A 15,179-nucleotide genomic window follows, 5' to 3' on the forward strand; every position below is an offset into this window, starting at 1 on the left:
AAAATTTTAGGGCGAAAAATTTTTCGCCCCTACGGTATGGATACCCATCTCCCTGAAAGGGGTGCAGGGGACGTGTCCCCTGCCCGCCGGAGGCATCTTTTCCTATTCCCCATCTCCGTCGATCCACTTTGTCCAGACTTCCCGCGCTCGCTGCGCGTAGAGTTCCTTGCGCTTTTTCTTGGGGGCCTTGCGGTTCAGGGCGGGCATGAGGCCAAAATGGACGTTGGAGGGCTGGAAGTGCTTGGCCGGGGTGCGCAGATGGCCGAGCAGCGCGCCCAGGGCCGTTTCCACCGGGGGGAGGTCCCGCTGGCCCGCCAGAAAAAGTCCAAGCCACAGGCCTGTTGCGGCCGATTCCAGATATCCCTCCACGCCGCTGATCTGACCGGCCAGATATGTGCCCGGACGGCCCCGCAGTTCAAGGGTCGGGGTCAGGACTTCCGGGGCCAGCACGTAGGTGTTGCGGTGGATGCTGCCCATGCGCAGGAATTCGGCGTGCGCGAGGCCGGGAATCGTGGCGAAGATGCGTTTTTGTTCACCGTATTTGAGTTTGGTCTGGAATCCGACCATGTTCATGGCCGTCTTTTCCCGGTTCTCGGCGCGCAGCTGCACTACGGCATGGGGCTGCTCCCCGGTGCGCGGATCGATGAGACCCACGGGTTTCAAGGGGCCAAAAGCCAGGGTCATTTCCCCGCGCTCGGCCATGACCTCGATGGGCAGGCAGCCCTCGAAATGGATCTCCTTTTCGAACTCCCTCGGAGCGACCTTTTCTCCGGCCACCAGCGCACGCACGAAGGCCAGGTACTCGTCCTCGTTCATGGGGCAGTTCAGGTAATCCTTGTCCTCGGGGGCGTAGCGCGAGGCCCAGAAAGCCACGCTCATGTCCACCGACTCCGTGAGCACGATGGGCGCGATGGCGTCGTAAAAAGCCAGTGAATCCTGCCCGACGATGCGTGCCAGGTCCGAGGACAGGGCGTCGCTGGCCAGGGGACCGGCGGTGACGATCAGGGCGGCGTATCCTTGCCCGTCAAGTTCGGCCAAGCTGCTGATTTCGCGGCGCATAAGGGTGATGCGCGGGTGCGCTTCGATCCGTCTGGTCATTTCACGGGAGAAGAGCTCCCTGTCCACGGCCAGCGCCTTTCCGGCGGGCACTTCAACCCCTTTGGCCACATCCATGACCAGGCTGCCAAGCTCTGCCATTTCAAGTTTCAAAAGGCCGATTCCGGTTTCAGGCTCCGCCGAGCGAAAGGAGTTGGAGCAGACCAGTTCGGCCAGGCCCTCGCTCTGATGGGCGGGGGAGAAGCGCTGGGGCTTCATCTCGTAAAGGACAACGTCGCATCCGGCCTGGGCCAGTTGCCATGCGGCTTCGCATCCGGCCAGTCCGGCCCCGACTATTGCGTAGGTAGTGCTCATCTCTTGTTCCCGTGATGGTGGTGAAAGGCGGACTTGTGGCTCATGGTCGCGCCGTGGTCAATCGTTATGAATGATGCCCGATCCGTTTTTACGCGGATCGGGCATCAGGGAAAAAAGGGGAGGCGGGCCTCCCCGGTCTATGCTCTGACGGCCTTTGCCGGACGGTTGCGGAGCCATTTTTCGACTTCGATGATGATGAAGGCCAGAATCGAGACTCCGATGATCTTGAGCCAGGGCAGCAGGCCGATGGGCGCGCTGCCGAACAGGACGTTCATGAACGGGACGTAGGTGAACGCGAGCTGCAGGACTACCATGATCCCGAATCCGGCGACCACCCACGGGTTTGTCCACAGGCCCAGGGCGAAGGGGGAGCGGGTGAAGGAGCGGCTGTTGAAGAGGTAGAAGGCCTCGACCATGACGAAGACGTTGACGGCCACGGTGCGCGCCTGTTCCTGCACGCCGGTGGTGCGCAGCTCCCACTCGTAGAGGCCGAAGGCGGCGATGAGGAGCAAGCCGCCCACAAGCATGATGCGGATGTACAGCTCCGAGTCCAGGATGGGCATGCGCGGGTCGCGCGGGTCGCGGTCCATGATGCCCGGTTCCTTGGGCTCGAAGGCGAGCATGAGGCCGAGACATCCGGCCGTGGTCATGTTGATCCACAGGATCTGCACCGGCAGGATGGGCAGGGCCACTCCCATCAGGATGGCGGCGAGAATGACCAAACCTTCGCCGACGTTGGTCGGCAGGGTCCAGACGATGAATTTGAGCAGGTTGTCATACACGCCCCGGCCTTCTTCCACGGCCGCCTCGATGGTGGCGAAATTGTCGTCGGTCAGGATCATGTCCGAAGCTTCCTTGGCCGCCTCGGTGCCGCCTCTGCCCATGGCCACGCCGATGTCGGCCTGCTTCAGGGCCGGGGCGTCGTTGACGCCGTCGCCGGTCATGGCCACGACTTCGCCTCGATTCTGCAGCGCCATGACCAGGCGCAGCTTCTGATCCGGGGCGACGCGGGCGAAGACGGAGGTGTCCGCAGCCTTGGCGATCAGCTCTTCATCGGACATGAGAGCCATCTCCGAACCGCTCATGACCTGGCAGGTCGGCTGCCCGGGGCACGTCTGTATGCCAAGGCCGAGCTGGACGCCGATGGCCGCCGCCGTGACCGCGTGATCACCGGTGATCATCTTCACGTTGACTCCGGCGCGGTGGAAGGCCTGTACGGCCTTGATGGCCTCGGGGCGCGGCGGGTCGATCATGGCCGTGAGGCCGAGGAAGATCAGGTCGGAGGCGACATCGCCGTGATCAAGGGAGGAGGCGTCCTTGGGCAGCTCCTTGCAGCCCATGGCCAGGACGCGCATGCCGTCGAGACCGAGGCGTTCGACCTCGGCGCGGATTGCAGCCTGATCAAGCGGAGCAAGGCTGCCGTCGGGCAGAAGCTCCATGGCCGCGCGGTCGAGCATGGCTTCGACCGAGCCCTTGAAGAAAGCCAGGCGAGGGGTGTCTGCGCCCTGGTTGTGCAGGGTGCCCATGTATTGGTGTTCGGATTCAAACGGCAGGGTGTCGAGCCGGGGCAGGCCCTTGGATTCGGCATCAAGGTCGAGGCCGCCTTTGCCGGCGGCCACGATGAGCGCCGCCTCGGTGGGGTCGCCGATGACCTTTTCCCCGCCTTCCAGATATTCAATGCGGGTGTCGTTGCACAGAAGTCCGGCCAGCAGGGTCGTGCGCAGGGCCTGATCCGTGTCGTTGAATCCTTCGATGGAACCCTCGGGCCGATAGCCGGTCCCGCTGACCTCATGGCTGGCGCGGCCCGCGAAGATGGCGGTGACCGTCATCTGGTTTTCGGTCAGGGTGCCGGTTTTGTCCGAGCAGATGACCGAGGCTCCGCCAAGGGTTTCCACGGCGGGGAGCTTGCGGATGATGGCACCGCGCGAGGCCATGCGCGAGACGCCCATGGCCAGGATGACGGTCACGGCAGCGGGCAGGCCTTCGGGGATGGCGCCTACGGCCAGGGCCACGGCGGCCATGAACATGTCGGCGGCTTTCTCGCCGCGCAGGACGCCCGCCGCGAAGGTCAGGGCCGCCAGGCCCAGGATGGCCCAGAGCAGGATGTGGCTGAAGCTTGTGATCTTGCGGGTCAGGGGCGTGGCCAGTTCATCGGCCTCGGAGACCATGGTCGAGATGCGGCCGATTTCAGTGCAGTCGCCGGTGCCCACGACCACACCCGTGGCCTGGCCGTAGGTGATCAGGGTGGAGGCGTAGGCCATGTTGCGGCGGTCACCGAGGACGGCATCCTGCGGCAAAAGGTCTGTGGATTTGCCTACGGGCACGGATTCGCCGGTCAGGGCCGATTCGTCCACGCGTAGATCCTTGATGGCGACGAGGCGCAGGTCGGCGGGAACCTTGTCGCCCGAGCGCAGAACCACGATGTCTCCGGGAACCAGTTCGGAAGCCGCCACGCGCCTGGTGGAGCCCGAACGGATGACCACCGCCTCGGTGATCATGGAATTGGCGAGGGCTTCGAGCGCTCCGGCCGCCTTGGCTTCCTGGATGTAGCCCACGATGGCATTGACCAGGACCACGCCGACGATGACTCCTGAATCCACCACCTCCCCAAGGGCTGCGGTGATTATTCCGGCCGCGATGAGGATGTAGACCAGGGGCTGGTGAAACTGGAGCAGAAAGCGTTCGAGCTTGGTTTTGCCCCGGCGAGCGGTCAGTGAGTTGGGACCGAATTCGTCCGTCCGCCACTTGAGCTGCAGAGTGTCCAGGCCTTTGTCCGGGTCGACCTGGAATACTTCCAGCACTTCCTTTGAAGGCAGGTGGTGCCAGACTTTTCCGCTAAAGCAATCCATATGAACGCTCCTCGTGTTGGTGATGGGGAAGACGCAATGCAACCACGTCGGTTTTGGGAAAAACAAGTGTTTACTGAGTAGAGCACATAATGGCAAACTTCAAGAAGTGAAGTGCAATGGCGTGTCTTGCGGCCGTTCGGAGGCATTCCTGCCGCGAGCATCGGCCAGGCGTTGTCTGGACAACTCGCGGAGGCTTCATCCATGGGCTTTTGGAATCGACTGTCGCCGTGCGATCTGCGGCCCTGTAGGCCTGGGTCTGGGCGTTTTGCGTGGCCGTTTCAGGACTTCGCGTTCATCGTGAATGGAGCCGTTCCGGGCGCTGTCTTGTTCTTGGCGGGAAAAGGAAATGGTGATCGGCGTGCCGGATTTTGAAGTGATCGCGCAGGAGCCCGGATTTTTTGTCGTGCACAAGGATCCGGGGCTTGATTTTCATGATTGCGACGGCCGTCCCGGGCTGTGCACCCTGGTCCGGGATCGGTTGGGCCGGAGGGTTTTTCCGGTGCACCGCCTGGACAAGGCCACCTCCGGGTTACTGCTGCTGGCCGAAAGCCGGGAGTGGGCCGGGGTCCTGGCCGGGCTGTTTCGGGAACGCGCCGTCAGTAAATACTACGTCGCCCTGTCGGACATGGCCCCGCACAAAAAGCAGGGGCTCATCCAGGGCGACATGGTCCGCTCGCGCCGGGGCAGCTGGATGCTGGCCCGGACCATGGAGCGTCCGGCAAGGACGCGGTTTTTGAGTTGGTCCGTGCGGCCGGGCCTGCGCCTCTTCGTCCTGAAACCCATGACCGGGCGCACGCATCAGCTACGCGTGGCCATGAAGAGCCTGGGCGCGCCTGTTCTGGGCGATGTCCTCTACCACCCCATTGTCCCGGAGTGGCCGGATCGCATGTATCTGCACGCTCACACCCTGCGTTTTTCCCTGGACGGAAAGGATTTTGCCTACGCCTGCCCGCCCAAAAGCGGAGCCGTCTTTCTGGAGGGTGCGACCAGGAGCGCCCTTGAGGCCCTGGGGCCGCTGGACGCCCTTGCGTGGCCAAAGGGCGCCGGAAATTCTTCGAAGAAGTAGCGTTTGTTTTTGCTGGAGAAGCGGTCAGGTATCGAGCAGGTTGTTGCCCTTGACGCGCATGCGGGAGTTCAGGGCGTCGATGCGTTCCTGCAGGCGTGCGCGGCGGTGTTCGTTATTTTCGCCATAGAAGGAACGCAGCAGAAAGTTGCGGCAATGAAACAGGGTGTGCGACTCCTGATCGATATCGACCAGTTTTCCGCAAATGGCGCAGGTGCTGAATTTGGCCATGGATCACACCCCCTTGGGCGGCTGAAAGGGGGCGTTTGAATTGTCTTCCCAGGATACGCCGGTCAGCAGGCGGTACATCTTGAGCGCTTCGAGATGTTCCGGAGACAGCCCCAAAGCGAGTTTGATGCATTCCAGTGCGTTTGCCGGTTGGGCATCGCAAAAATAGGCTTTGGCCATGTTGTAGTGAATGTTCTCATCCTTGGGGCTGAGCTGGACGGCCTGGAAATAAGCCTGAATGGCTTCCTTGTACTGTTTTTCCTGACGCAGCCTGATGCCAAGTGTATTGTACGGATTGGGCGCGTTGATGTCGTATTTGACGATTTCGACGAATATTTTTTTGACCTTGGCAAAGTTGTTGAGCTTTGCATACTCTTCGGCAGCTTTTTGCAGATAATGGCGATAGCGGTCGGTGTCGTTCTTGCCCAGATAGGCTTGGGCCAGTCCTTCGTAAGCCTTGATGAAGGTCTGGTTGCGGGCCAGGGACTGGTTGAAGGCCTGGAGGGCGTCGGACCACTTCTTGTCCACCAGAAACTGGCAGCCCCGGAAGAAGAGGCGGCTGGCCTGTTCGTCCTCCTGGTTGACGACGGGGGTCAGGTCGCCGATGGCGTCCTCGTATCTGCCCTGGACGATGAGCGTCTCGGCCTGCTCCACGGTTTCACGATCACTGTCCTGGGTCTGCACCATCTTTCTGGACTGGGCCATATGCTTTTCCAGGGCCGACAGGTTGTAGGGGCGCAGAACCAGTCCCGAACATCCGGCCGAGATGACGCCAAGCACGAACTCCTCGGCCCGCTCCGCCGAAATGACCAGTATGTGGAGGTATTCCGCCTGCCGGACTTCTCGCAGGGCGCTGACGAATTCGGCGATGGTCAGGTCCTCGACTTCCGTGTCGACGATGATGATCCGGGCCGGATTGAATTTGATGAACTCCACCGCCGACTTGCCCGAGGAAAACCGTGCGCAGTTGCTGTATCCGAGCTTGGCAAGGTGATCCCTGGTTTCCTGGAAAAGGGAGTCTTGGCTTGTGGCCACGAAAACGAGATCCGTCATTCCCATGTGCTTACATGTCCTGTTTTCCTACGTGTTCTTAGGTAGTGTCGTGCAATTGTCATACGCGTTTAGTGCGTAGTTCACAAGCATTCGGCTGCCTCCGCCGCGTATTGGTCCTTGACAGCCCCCCTGCCCGTTACGCTACCCGGAATCAGTTCGCCTGCCTTTTGATCAACTTTTCATACGCAGCAGCGCCGCTGGCCTCCCGCCTGCGGACATCAACTTTCGGCTCAGGGCCGTTGGTCTTCCCATGGAAATCAAGAAAAAAATCGAAATTCTCGCCCCGGCCGGTGATATTGACAGCTTTTTGGCCGCCATCGCCGCCGGCGCCGACGCCATCTATTGTGGGCTTAAAAATTTTTCCGCGCGCATGGAGGCGGAGAATTTCTCTCTGACCGAGCTCGCGGCCCTGACGGAACTTGCCCATGCCAAGGGTATTCGTGTGCATGTGGCCATGAACAACCTGCTCAAGACCCCCGAGCTGGACCAGGCTGGCCGTCTCATTCACCGGCTGCAAACCCAGGTCGGGCCGGACGCGCTCATCGTGCAGGATCTCGGCCTGCCCGCCCTGGCCCGGCAGGCCGGGTTCAAGGGCGAGCTGCACCTCTCCACCCTGGCCAACGGCGGAACCATCGCCGGGCTGCCGCAGATCCTGGCGCTGGGCGTGGACCGGCTGGTGCTGCCCCGGGAGTTGTCCATCGACGAGATTAAGGCCGTCGCCGCCGGCTGTCCCGAGGGGTTGGGCCTTGAGGTGTTTGTGCATGGCGCGCTGTGCTATGCCGTCTCGGGCAGGTGCTACTGGTCGAGTTATCTGGGCGGCAAAAGCGGCCTGCGCGGCCGCTGCGTGCAGCCCTGTCGCCGTCAGTATCAGCAGAAGAGCCAGAAGACCTCGTTCTTCTCCTGTGACGACCTGTCCCTGGATGTGCTGGTGCGCCCCTTGAGCGGGGTGGACAAGGCCTGCTCCTGGAAGATCGAGGGGCGCAAGAAGGGGCCCCATTACGTGTATTACACGGTCACGGCCTATCGCATGCTGCGTGACGCCGGCGATGATCCGGCCCAGCGCAAGGCGGCCCTCGGGCTTTTGGACATGGCGCTGGGGCGGCCGGCCTCGCACTATAATTTTCTTGGGCATCGGCCCAGCAACCCCATCGCCGACCGGGAGCAGACGGCTTCCGGGCACATGGTCGGCAAGGTCCAAGGCGGGTTCAAGGCCGCCTACGTCTCCCCGCGCGAGCCGCTCAAAAGCGGCGATCTGCTGCGCATCGGCTACGAGGATCAGGCCGGGCACCAGACCGTGAAAATCCGGCGCGACATCCCGAAGGGCGGCCGCCTGGAGCTGGCCAAGGGGCAGGGGCGCCCCGCTCCCCAGGGCGCTCCGGTCTTTCTGGTGGACCGCCGGGAGCGGGAGTTGCAAGCCCTGATCGCGGACCTGAAAAAAGATCTGGCTTTCGACCGCCCGACCAAGGAGTCAACCTTTTCGCCGACCCTGCCCAGATCCGTTCGGCGCAAGGGCAAGCCGCGCGAGATGGACGTCTGGCGCAGCCTTCCGGCCAGGCTCGGCAATCAGAGCGAGCAGGCCGTATGGCTCACCCCCGGCGTGGAGCGGAACATCTCCCGCAATATTTTCGGGCGCATCTGGTGGTGGCTGCCGCCCGTGATCTGGCCCGGGGAGGAAAAGGCCTGGACCGAGTGCCTGGACAACATGACCCGCCTTGGAGCCCGGCAGTTCGTGCTGAACGCGCCCTGGCAGATGGGGCTTTTCGGCAAGCCCGAACGCCAGACCTTCTGGGCCGGGCCCATGTGCAACACGGCCAACCCGCTGGCCCTGGCGGAGCTTGCCCGCATGGGTTTTGCCGGGGCCTTTGTCAGCCCGGAACTCGATCGTCAGGGGTTTTTGGAATTGCCGGCCCTGTCGCCCTTGCCGCTCGGCATTCTGGTCAAGGGCATCCATCCGTTGTGCGTCTCGCGCATCCGTTCGGAAAATCTGCGCGAACGCGAACCGTTCCAGAGTCCCAAGGGAGAGCAGTTCTGGTCAAGAACCTACGGCGGACTGGTCTGGACCTTCCCCAATTGGGAAATCGATCTGAGTGAGAAATGGACGGAGTTGGAAAAGGCCGGATACGCCCTTTTGGCGCGTTTGCACGAGCCGGTGCCCGAGAAGGTCTCGATCAAGGAGCGCCAAGGGCTTTGGAACTGGGATTTGAAAATGCTGTAGTCATTTTTGCATGTCCGATACGGAGCAGGTCTGATTTGTCAGGCCTGCTTTTTTTATGCTTTTACGTAGTTGCGTGTCGTAATAAATGGTATGTGTTTGTTAAGATCATTCTTTGTTTTTCGTATACATAGTGAGATCCTGTATGTGTTTATGTCCATGATGCTCACTTGTTTTGTACATTGATAAATCAATATTGTGGATTGGCGTGAATTTATGCATTGATCCTCCGAAATTCATAAGGAGGTTATTTGATGAAGAAATTTTTGCATGTGATGATCTGCGTTTTGCTGCTGGGCTTTTTTGCCGCTCCGGGCTTTGCGCAGGACCTGGTCAACATCAACACCGCGACCGTACAGGAACTCACGAGCCTGCCCGGAATCGGGCCGGTGACCGCCGCCAAGATCGTTGAGTACCGGGAAGCCCACCCTTTCGCCACGGTGGAGGAGATTCAGGAAGTGAAGGGCATTGGCCCGGCCAAGTACGAGACCATCAAGGATCGTGTCACCGTAGGCCAAACGAAGGAGGCAAAAGAGTAGTTCGGCTGGTTTTCATCCTCGCTTAAGCGGCTCCCCTCACACTGCGGGGAGTCGCTTTTTTGTCGCCTGCTTTCTTGCATATCGTTCAAAATGGCTGTACGAAAAGCCCATGCTTTCGGAACTATTTTCATCTAAAACGCGCATTCAATTGCTGCTCAAGCTGTTCCTCAATCCTGATGTATCCTGCTATCTCAGGGAGTTGGCAACGGAATTCGCCGTCTCTCCCAATGCCGTCAAGGAAGAACTCGATAGCCTGACCGAAGCCGGCTATCTGGAAAAAAACAAACAGGGCCGTTCCCTTTTTTTTCGCGCCAACACCAAGCACCCCATTTTTCCCGAACTGCACTCCATCGTCAAAAAGAGCCTCGGCATCGACCGGGTGGTCGAAGACGTCCGCCGGGACCTTGGCGACGTGCATGCGGTCTACATCCTTGACGACTACGCCCTGGGCAAGGACTCCGGCCTCATCGACCTTTTGATCGTCGGCGAGGTCAAGGCAGACAGGCTGGGCGAGTATGTGCGCTTGACCGAAGGCAAGATCCGAAGAAAGCTGAGAGTGATGGTGATTGGGGAGGATGAATTCGAGGATTCGAAGAAGACTTTTTTGGGGCGGCCGCATTGGAAGGTGGTTTAAGCACGAGGTGATCATGGGGAGCAAGTCTGATTTCTGGCTGATATCCGCTGAAAATGATTGGGAAGTTGCTGGTCATCTTTTTGAAAAAGGCGACTATTCCTACGCTCTGTTTTTCGGACATTTGACTTTGGAAAAGATGTTGAAGGCTTATTTTGTTCTGATCCATGGTGGAACACCACCGTTAACGCACAGACTTGTCTTTCTGGCCGAGAAGAGCGGGTTGGCTCTGACCTGCGAGCAGCAGGAATTGCTTGAGACTGTGACCGATTTCAATCTTGAAGCTCGGTATCCAGATGAGAAGTTTTCCTTCAAAAAGAGATGCACGCGTGAATTTGCGCTTCACTATCTGGATTTTATCAGGGAGATGAAAGCATGGATTGCCAAAAAGATTGCATAATTCAGGATGTTCGGAAATATATTGCCGTTCTTCGTGAAAACGGAATTTCCGTGGATAAGGCGCTTCTTTTTGGATCTTGGGCCAGAGGCACTGCAAGGGAAGAAAGCGACGTGGATGTGGCTTTGGTTTCGCCATTTTTTACAGGCGATCGATTCATGGACCGACGTAAAATTGTTCCGCTTCGCAGAAAGATTAATAATAATATTGAGCCAATTCCATTCAGCCCCGAGGATTTTGCCGCTGGGGGCACGCTTGTGGAAGAGATCAGACTGCATGGCGAGGAAATTGTGTAATAATTTCACAAAGACCGATTGAGTTCGCGAGGTTTTTGAGGCTGAGGTCGTAAAGGATATTTAGGTGAAAAAGAGAGTTGATGCAGGGATGAACAGCCTAAGTGAGGAATTGATCGATACCTTGAAGCGTATCGAATCCATCGCCTTGGGCAGCTTCACGATCGATGCCATGTATCTCTACGGCTCCCGGGCCAGGGGCGCGGCTCGTCCAGACAGTGATTGGGATGTTGGAGTCCTGTTTTCCGATTATCTTGCCGATCCGGTCGAAAGGGCTCTGCGCCCGCAAGAGCTGGAGGCCCTGCTGGAACGCGAATTGAAGATGTATGGCCTGATGTCCGTCGTGGACATAGAGAATGTGCCGCCGCCCCTGCAATGGAACATCATCAATGGCCGCAGATTTTTTGACCGGGGAGTCCCGAGAGTGCGTAGAGTCGAAGGGGCGATCACCTCGCGTATCGAAAAGGATTACAGCCATGCGTGATGAATTGTACGAACACGAGCTGCTTGGCAATGCCAGGCGGATGACGAGGATTCTTAACAGTTTTCACGATTCGTCGGAGTCGGTTTCGGAAACGGACAACCTGGCGATTCAGCGGGCGCTGCAGATTCTTGTGGAGTCGGTCATCGGCATGTCGCGATATGTGGCCGAGACAGCTTTGGGAATCCGGGTGGCAAAGAGCCGGGAGAGCCTGGATGAATTACGGCGCATGGGCGTGTTGGACCACGATACCCATGCGAGGTTGCTGAGGATCGTGGGCTTTCGAAACATCCTGGTGCACGATTATCTTAACATCGACGACGTTGTGGTCAGCGCCATTGTGAAGAAGCGGGAATACGCTTTTCTTATGGACGTGTTGGCAATGTTGACAGCATATCTGGACTCAGGGGATGATTCTGCGGGTTTATGATTTTCTTTGTGTCGTTGGAGTATATCTATTTGAGACTATTAGGTTTTCGCGGATTTCAGAACCTGAGATAAAAGCAGAGAAAAAGACATGCATAAAAACGAATCGGAGCGGGCGGGTGCACCAAAGAAAGCCCTCATCACAGGCATCACTGGCCAGGACGGAGCCTATCTGGCTGAGTTTCTGCTGGCCAAGGGATACGAGGTCCATGGCATCAAGCGCCGAGCTTCGCTTTTCAATACGGATCGGGTAGACCACCTCTATCAGGATCCGCACGAGCAGGGTCGCAGGTTTTTTCTGCATTACGGCGATCTGGCCGATGCCTCGAATTTGATCCGGATAATCCAGCAGGTCCAGCCTGACGAGATTTACAATCTGGCTGCCCAGTCTCATGTGCAGGTTTCCTTTGAAACTCCGGAATACACGGCCAATGTCGACGCCCTGGGGGCGCTGCGCATGCTGGAGGCCATCCGTATTTTGGGGCTGGAGAAGAAGACGCGTTTTTATCAGGCCTCCACATCGGAGCTCTACGGTCTGGTGCAGGAAGTCCCCCAGACCGAGAAGACTCCCTTTTATCCGCGTTCGCCGTACGCCTGCGCCAAACTCTATGCTTACTGGATCACGGTCAATTACCGTGAAGCGTACGGCATGTATGCCTGCAACGGCATCCTCTTCAACCACGAGTCCCCCCTGCGCGGCGAGACCTTCGTCACCCGCAAGATCACCCGGGCCATGGCCAGAATTTACCTCGGCCTGCAGGACTGCCTGTATCTTGGGAACCTGAATGCCCTGCGCGACTGGGGTCATGCCAAGGACTATGTGGAGATGCAGTGGCTCATGCTGCAGCAGGAGACTCCGGATGATTACGTCATCGCCACGGGCGAGCAGCATTCCGTACGCGACTTCGTGCAGGCGGCGGCCAGGGAACTTGGCATGACCATCGAATTTTCCGGCGAAGGCGTGGATGAGAAGGGCGTGAATCCGGCCAATGGCAAGACCATTGTGGCCGTGGACTCGCGCTATTTCAGACCCACCGAGGTGGAGACCCTGCTTGGCGACCCGTCCAAGGGAAAGGAGAAGCTCGGCTGGAAGCCGAAGATCAGCTTCCGGGAGCTGGTCGCCGAAATGGTGCGCGCGGACTTGGAAGAGGCCAAGAAGGAAGAACTGTGCGTGCGGGCGGGATTTTGCGTCAATACTCCGCAGGAGTGAAGCGGCTGTTGAAAAAGGCCCGTTTGCTGCGTTGCTGCGGCGAAAATGGAGTCTTCATGTAGGCAACTACACTTCGGCTCCCCCTTTCACCTTGCGCCTTGCCCTCGAACCTTTTTGAACAGCCTTAGTGGCAAATGATATAATGGGGATAACATTAAGAAGGCTGCGGATGAGCGGGCTCAGAAATGGCCATGGCGTGGCGCACGGGCAGTGTGTCATTCCCGCGAAGGCGGGAATCCGTGCCTTAAATTCCGAGAGTCTTCGACCACCCAGGCAAGTCACAGCCAGAGTCGTTGGAAAACGGTGTGCTGCGAATTCTGACGGAAAGGCCCACAGGCAAGGCCGAGATTTCAGCTCGGCTTGGGCAGAAGAGAGTATCGGGGCAGCTCAACAAAGTGGTGCGTGCTTTGCTCGAATCTGGAATGATAGAGTGCACCATCCCCGAGAAGCCCAAGAGTCGCTTGCAAAAATATCGAATCAGGCCAGTATGATAGTGAAAAATGGACAGCGCGTAACGATGACAAACATATGAACAAGACAGACAAAATCCTCGTGGTCGGAGCGGCCGGCATGGTCGGCAGCGCCTTGGTGCGTGCCCTTCTGGACCAAGGCTACGAAAATATCCTTGGCTCCATCAACCGCAAGGTGCCGGATTTCGGCCCCACTGCCTCAAGCCGCGTGCGTCTGGAGTCGCTTGATCTCATGGATCAGGCCGCGGTGAGTGCATTTTTCGAAAAGGAACGGCCAAGCCACGTCTTCCTGGCCGCTGCCAAGGTCGGCGGCATCCAAGCCAATAATACGTACCCGGCGGATTTCATCCACGCAAACCTGGCCATCCAGACCAACGTCATCCACAGCGCCTATCAGACTGGCGTGCAACGCCTCCTTTTCCTGGGCTCAAGCTGCATCTATCCTCGGGATTGTCCGCAGCCCATCCGCGAATCCTATCTGTTGACCGGCCCCCTGGAGCCCACTAACCGTCCCTACGCCGTGGCCAAGATCGCGGGTATCGAGATGTGCTGGGCCTACAACCGCCAGTACGGCACCAGATATCTGGCCGTCATGCCCACCAACCTCTACGGCCCGGGCGACAACTACGACCTGCAAACCAGCCACGTCCTGCCCGCCCTGATCCGTAAAGCGCATGAAGCGAAGGTGCGGGGTGACAGGAGTTTTACAGTCTGGGGCACGGGATCGCCGCGTCGTGAATTTCTCTACAGCGACGACCTCGCAGGTGCGTGCGTGTTTCTGATGGGTGAGGCTGGGAATGCCGAAGCGCTATTTAACGAGACCGAACCGCCTTTGGTCAATATCGGGTGTGGCGAGGATGTTACCATCGCCGAACTTGCGGGCATGGTGGCGGAGGTTGTTGGTTTTAAGGGTGAGATTGTGTTTGACGAGAGCAAGCCGGATGGGACGCCGCAGAAGCTCCTCGATGTGTCGAGGATCAGCGGCATGGGTTGGCGGCCGGGTGTTATTTTGCCTGAGGGGATTGGGCTCGCGTATGGGGATTTTTTCAGGGATTGAAAATGGGTGCGGGAGCATTCGCAATGAAAACAGAGGACATGTTGCATACGATCAGGCAAACCCTGACAGACCCGGATATTCGGCTGGCCATTTTATTCGGCTCGCAGACATCCGGGAAAACCCATGCAGGTTCGGATGCAGACGTGGCTTTGGCCTTGAACGTTGAGATGTCACCATATCGCCGTGGTGATTTAAGCGCCCGCTTATCGGAAGCGCTGGGGTGCGAGGTCGATGTGGCCGATTTGCGTACTGCGCAGGGGGAATTTCTGGCGCAGATTATCCTGGGCGGGGAAGTCGCGGTGAAGCGGGATACTTCCCTTCTGGCTGAACTGGCCATTCGGGCGATGGCGTACCGGGAAGATATGCGGCCAATGCTGCTCCGGGCGCTCAAGGACAAGGTGAGGAGAAGCCTGAATGGATGAAATGCTCATTTTTCGAAAAATGGAATCCCTTGGCAGATGCGTGGACAGAATCCGTTCCAAGCGTGGGTTCACGCATGAAGAACTGCTTCGCAATTATGATCTGCAGGATATCTTGAGCGTGAACCTCCAACGCGCGGTGCAACTGAGTGTAGACATCGCCTTGCACATACTCTCCGATTTCTCCGGAACGCTACCAGACATGATGGGGGAGACCTTCATCGCGTTACGCGAACACGGAGTCATTTCAGAAAATACGGCAAACGCCCTTCGCAGAAGCGTCGGCCTGCGTAATGTGGCCGTGCACGATTATGTCGCCGTGAATTGGCAGATTGTTCATGATGTCGTTGAGCGACATGTGGAAATTTTTGCGGAGTATATGCGCGAAGTTGAGGGGTGGCTCGCCGGGAACGGTGCGAGGAAGTGAACCTGCCGCAAGGA

Annotated in this window: 17 protein-coding genes; 13 read left to right on the forward strand and 4 right to left on the reverse strand. The window is 58.6% G+C overall.

Annotated elements, in window-relative coordinates; all coding sequences use genetic code 11:
• Nucleotides 1-102 precede the first annotated feature (102 nt).
• The gene (gene trmFO, locus BMZ40_RS00955) at nucleotides 103-1,410 is read right to left on the reverse strand and encodes a methylenetetrahydrofolate--tRNA-(uracil(54)-C(5))-methyltransferase (FADH(2)-oxidizing) TrmFO (protein WP_092372272.1); all 1,308 of its coding nucleotides are present in this window, start codon (nucleotides 1,408-1,410) and stop codon (nucleotides 103-105) included.
• Between the two features lie 137 nt (nucleotides 1,411-1,547).
• A complete protein-coding gene (locus tag BMZ40_RS00960) occupies nucleotides 1,548-4,259 on the reverse strand; it encodes a cation-transporting P-type ATPase (protein ID WP_092372273.1) in 2,712 nt (903 codons plus the stop codon).
• 346 nt (nucleotides 4,260-4,605) lie between these two features.
• On the opposite strand from BMZ40_RS00960, the gene BMZ40_RS00965 reads away from it, so the two are divergent.
• Nucleotides 4,606-5,325 carry a pseudouridine synthase gene (locus BMZ40_RS00965; RefSeq protein ID WP_092372274.1) on the forward strand — a complete coding sequence of 240 codons (720 nt, stop codon included), beginning with the start codon at nucleotides 4,606-4,608 and terminating at the stop codon, nucleotides 5,323-5,325.
• A 24-nt stretch (nucleotides 5,326-5,349) separates the two neighbouring features.
• Here the strand turns inward: BMZ40_RS00965 and BMZ40_RS00970 are convergent, their stop codons facing one another.
• Nucleotides 5,350-5,553 (reverse strand): hypothetical protein, encoded by a 204-nt coding sequence (locus tag BMZ40_RS00970; RefSeq protein WP_092372275.1) that lies wholly within the window; start codon nucleotides 5,551-5,553, stop codon nucleotides 5,350-5,352.
• A 3-nt stretch (nucleotides 5,554-5,556) separates the two neighbouring features.
• Nucleotides 5,557-6,603, reverse strand: a complete 1,047-nt coding sequence (locus BMZ40_RS00975; RefSeq protein ID WP_177192945.1) for a tetratricopeptide repeat protein — start codon at nucleotides 6,601-6,603, stop codon at nucleotides 5,557-5,559.
• A 250-nt stretch (nucleotides 6,604-6,853) separates the two neighbouring features.
• On the opposite strand from BMZ40_RS00975, the gene BMZ40_RS00980 reads away from it, so the two are divergent.
• The 12 genes from BMZ40_RS00980 to hepT (BMZ40_RS01035) all read left to right on the forward strand — a co-directional run bounded on the left by BMZ40_RS00980 (nucleotide 6,854) and on the right by hepT (BMZ40_RS01035) (nucleotide 15,165).
• The gene (locus tag BMZ40_RS00980) at nucleotides 6,854-8,818 is read left to right on the forward strand and encodes a peptidase U32 family protein (protein ID WP_092372277.1); all 1,965 of its coding nucleotides are present in this window, start codon (nucleotides 6,854-6,856) and stop codon (nucleotides 8,816-8,818) included.
• Nucleotides 8,819-9,069: 251 nt separating this feature from the next.
• Nucleotides 9,070-9,354, forward strand: a complete 285-nt coding sequence (locus tag BMZ40_RS00985) for a ComEA family DNA-binding protein (protein ID WP_092372278.1) — start codon at nucleotides 9,070-9,072, stop codon at nucleotides 9,352-9,354.
• A 109-nt stretch (nucleotides 9,355-9,463) separates the two neighbouring features.
• Nucleotides 9,464-9,988, forward strand: coding sequence for a winged helix-turn-helix domain-containing protein (locus BMZ40_RS00990; RefSeq protein WP_092372279.1), 525 nt, complete (start codon nucleotides 9,464-9,466; stop codon nucleotides 9,986-9,988).
• Nucleotides 9,989-10,001: 13 nt separating this feature from the next.
• Nucleotides 10,002-10,385, forward strand: coding sequence for a HEPN domain-containing protein (locus tag BMZ40_RS00995; RefSeq protein WP_177192946.1), 384 nt, complete (start codon nucleotides 10,002-10,004; stop codon nucleotides 10,383-10,385).
• A complete protein-coding gene (locus BMZ40_RS01000; protein WP_092372281.1) occupies nucleotides 10,361-10,678 on the forward strand; it encodes a nucleotidyltransferase domain-containing protein in 318 nt (105 codons plus the stop codon). The genes BMZ40_RS00995 and BMZ40_RS01000 overlap by 25 nt, the downstream gene beginning before the upstream one ends.
• Before the next feature lie 64 nt (nucleotides 10,679-10,742).
• Entirely contained in the window at nucleotides 10,743-11,159 is a 417-nt protein-coding gene (locus BMZ40_RS01005; RefSeq protein WP_218143730.1) for a nucleotidyltransferase domain-containing protein, read from the forward strand.
• Nucleotides 11,152-11,586: a type VII toxin-antitoxin system HepT family RNase toxin gene (hepT, locus tag BMZ40_RS01010; RefSeq protein ID WP_177192947.1), complete on the forward strand. Its 435-nt coding sequence runs from the start codon at nucleotides 11,152-11,154 to the stop codon at nucleotides 11,584-11,586. Before BMZ40_RS01005 ends, hepT (BMZ40_RS01010) begins: the two co-directional genes overlap by 8 nt.
• Before the next feature lie 87 nt (nucleotides 11,587-11,673).
• Nucleotides 11,674-12,792 carry a GDP-mannose 4,6-dehydratase gene (gene gmd, locus BMZ40_RS01015; protein ID WP_092372283.1) on the forward strand — a complete coding sequence of 373 codons (1,119 nt, stop codon included), beginning with the start codon at nucleotides 11,674-11,676 and terminating at the stop codon, nucleotides 12,790-12,792.
• 305 nt (nucleotides 12,793-13,097) lie between these two features.
• Entirely contained in the window at nucleotides 13,098-13,283 is a 186-nt protein-coding gene (locus BMZ40_RS20125; RefSeq protein WP_425429347.1) for a Fic family protein, read from the forward strand.
• A 37-nt stretch (nucleotides 13,284-13,320) separates the two neighbouring features.
• A complete protein-coding gene (locus BMZ40_RS01025; RefSeq protein WP_092372285.1) occupies nucleotides 13,321-14,319 on the forward strand; it encodes a GDP-L-fucose synthase family protein in 999 nt (332 codons plus the stop codon).
• Between the two features lie 23 nt (nucleotides 14,320-14,342).
• On the forward strand, nucleotides 14,343-14,741 hold the full coding sequence (mntA, locus tag BMZ40_RS01030; RefSeq protein ID WP_177192948.1) for a type VII toxin-antitoxin system MntA family adenylyltransferase antitoxin: 399 nt from the start codon (nucleotides 14,343-14,345) through the stop codon (nucleotides 14,739-14,741).
• Nucleotides 14,734-15,165, forward strand: a complete 432-nt coding sequence (hepT, locus tag BMZ40_RS01035) for a type VII toxin-antitoxin system HepT family RNase toxin (protein ID WP_092372287.1) — start codon at nucleotides 14,734-14,736, stop codon at nucleotides 15,163-15,165. Before mntA ends, hepT (BMZ40_RS01035) begins: the two co-directional genes overlap by 8 nt.
• Nucleotides 15,166-15,179: the final 14 nt, after the last annotated feature.

This window comes from Desulfomicrobium apsheronum, assembly GCF_900114115.1.
In the GTDB taxonomy this organism is placed as follows: domain Bacteria; phylum Desulfobacterota; class Desulfovibrionia; order Desulfovibrionales; family Desulfomicrobiaceae; genus Desulfomicrobium; species Desulfomicrobium apsheronum.

Excerpts from the sequence above, each read along its gene's own strand:
- BMZ40_RS01000 (WP_092372281.1), top strand. The coding sequence starts at position 10,361 with ATGGATTGCCAAAAAGATTGCATAATTCAGGATGTTCGGAAATATATT.
- hepT (WP_177192947.1), top strand. The coding sequence starts at position 11,152 with ATGCGTGATGAATTGTACGAACACGAGCTGCTTGGCAATGCCAGGCGG.
- BMZ40_RS00970 (WP_092372275.1), bottom strand. The coding sequence starts at position 5,553 with ATGGCCAAATTCAGCACCTGCGCCATTTGCGGAAAACTGGTCGATATC.
- trmFO (WP_092372272.1), bottom strand. The coding sequence starts at position 1,410 with ATGAGCACTACCTACGCAATAGTCGGGGCCGGACTGGCCGGATGCGAA.
- BMZ40_RS00980 (WP_092372277.1), top strand. The coding sequence starts at position 6,854 with ATGGAAATCAAGAAAAAAATCGAAATTCTCGCCCCGGCCGGTGATATT.
- BMZ40_RS01025 (WP_092372285.1), top strand. The coding sequence starts at position 13,321 with ATGAACAAGACAGACAAAATCCTCGTGGTCGGAGCGGCCGGCATGGTC.
- mntA (WP_177192948.1), top strand. The coding sequence starts at position 14,343 with ATGAAAACAGAGGACATGTTGCATACGATCAGGCAAACCCTGACAGAC.
- hepT (WP_092372287.1), top strand. The coding sequence starts at position 14,734 with ATGGATGAAATGCTCATTTTTCGAAAAATGGAATCCCTTGGCAGATGC.
- BMZ40_RS00985 (WP_092372278.1), top strand. The coding sequence starts at position 9,070 with ATGAAGAAATTTTTGCATGTGATGATCTGCGTTTTGCTGCTGGGCTTT.
- BMZ40_RS00990 (WP_092372279.1), top strand. The coding sequence starts at position 9,464 with ATGCTTTCGGAACTATTTTCATCTAAAACGCGCATTCAATTGCTGCTC.
- gmd (WP_092372283.1), top strand. The coding sequence starts at position 11,674 with ATGCATAAAAACGAATCGGAGCGGGCGGGTGCACCAAAGAAAGCCCTC.
- BMZ40_RS00960 (WP_092372273.1), bottom strand. The coding sequence starts at position 4,259 with ATGGATTGCTTTAGCGGAAAAGTCTGGCACCACCTGCCTTCAAAGGAA.
- BMZ40_RS00995 (WP_177192946.1), top strand. The coding sequence starts at position 10,002 with ATGGGGAGCAAGTCTGATTTCTGGCTGATATCCGCTGAAAATGATTGG.
- BMZ40_RS00975 (WP_177192945.1), bottom strand. The coding sequence starts at position 6,603 with ATGACGGATCTCGTTTTCGTGGCCACAAGCCAAGACTCCCTTTTCCAG.
- BMZ40_RS00965 (WP_092372274.1), top strand. The coding sequence starts at position 4,606 with ATGGTGATCGGCGTGCCGGATTTTGAAGTGATCGCGCAGGAGCCCGGA.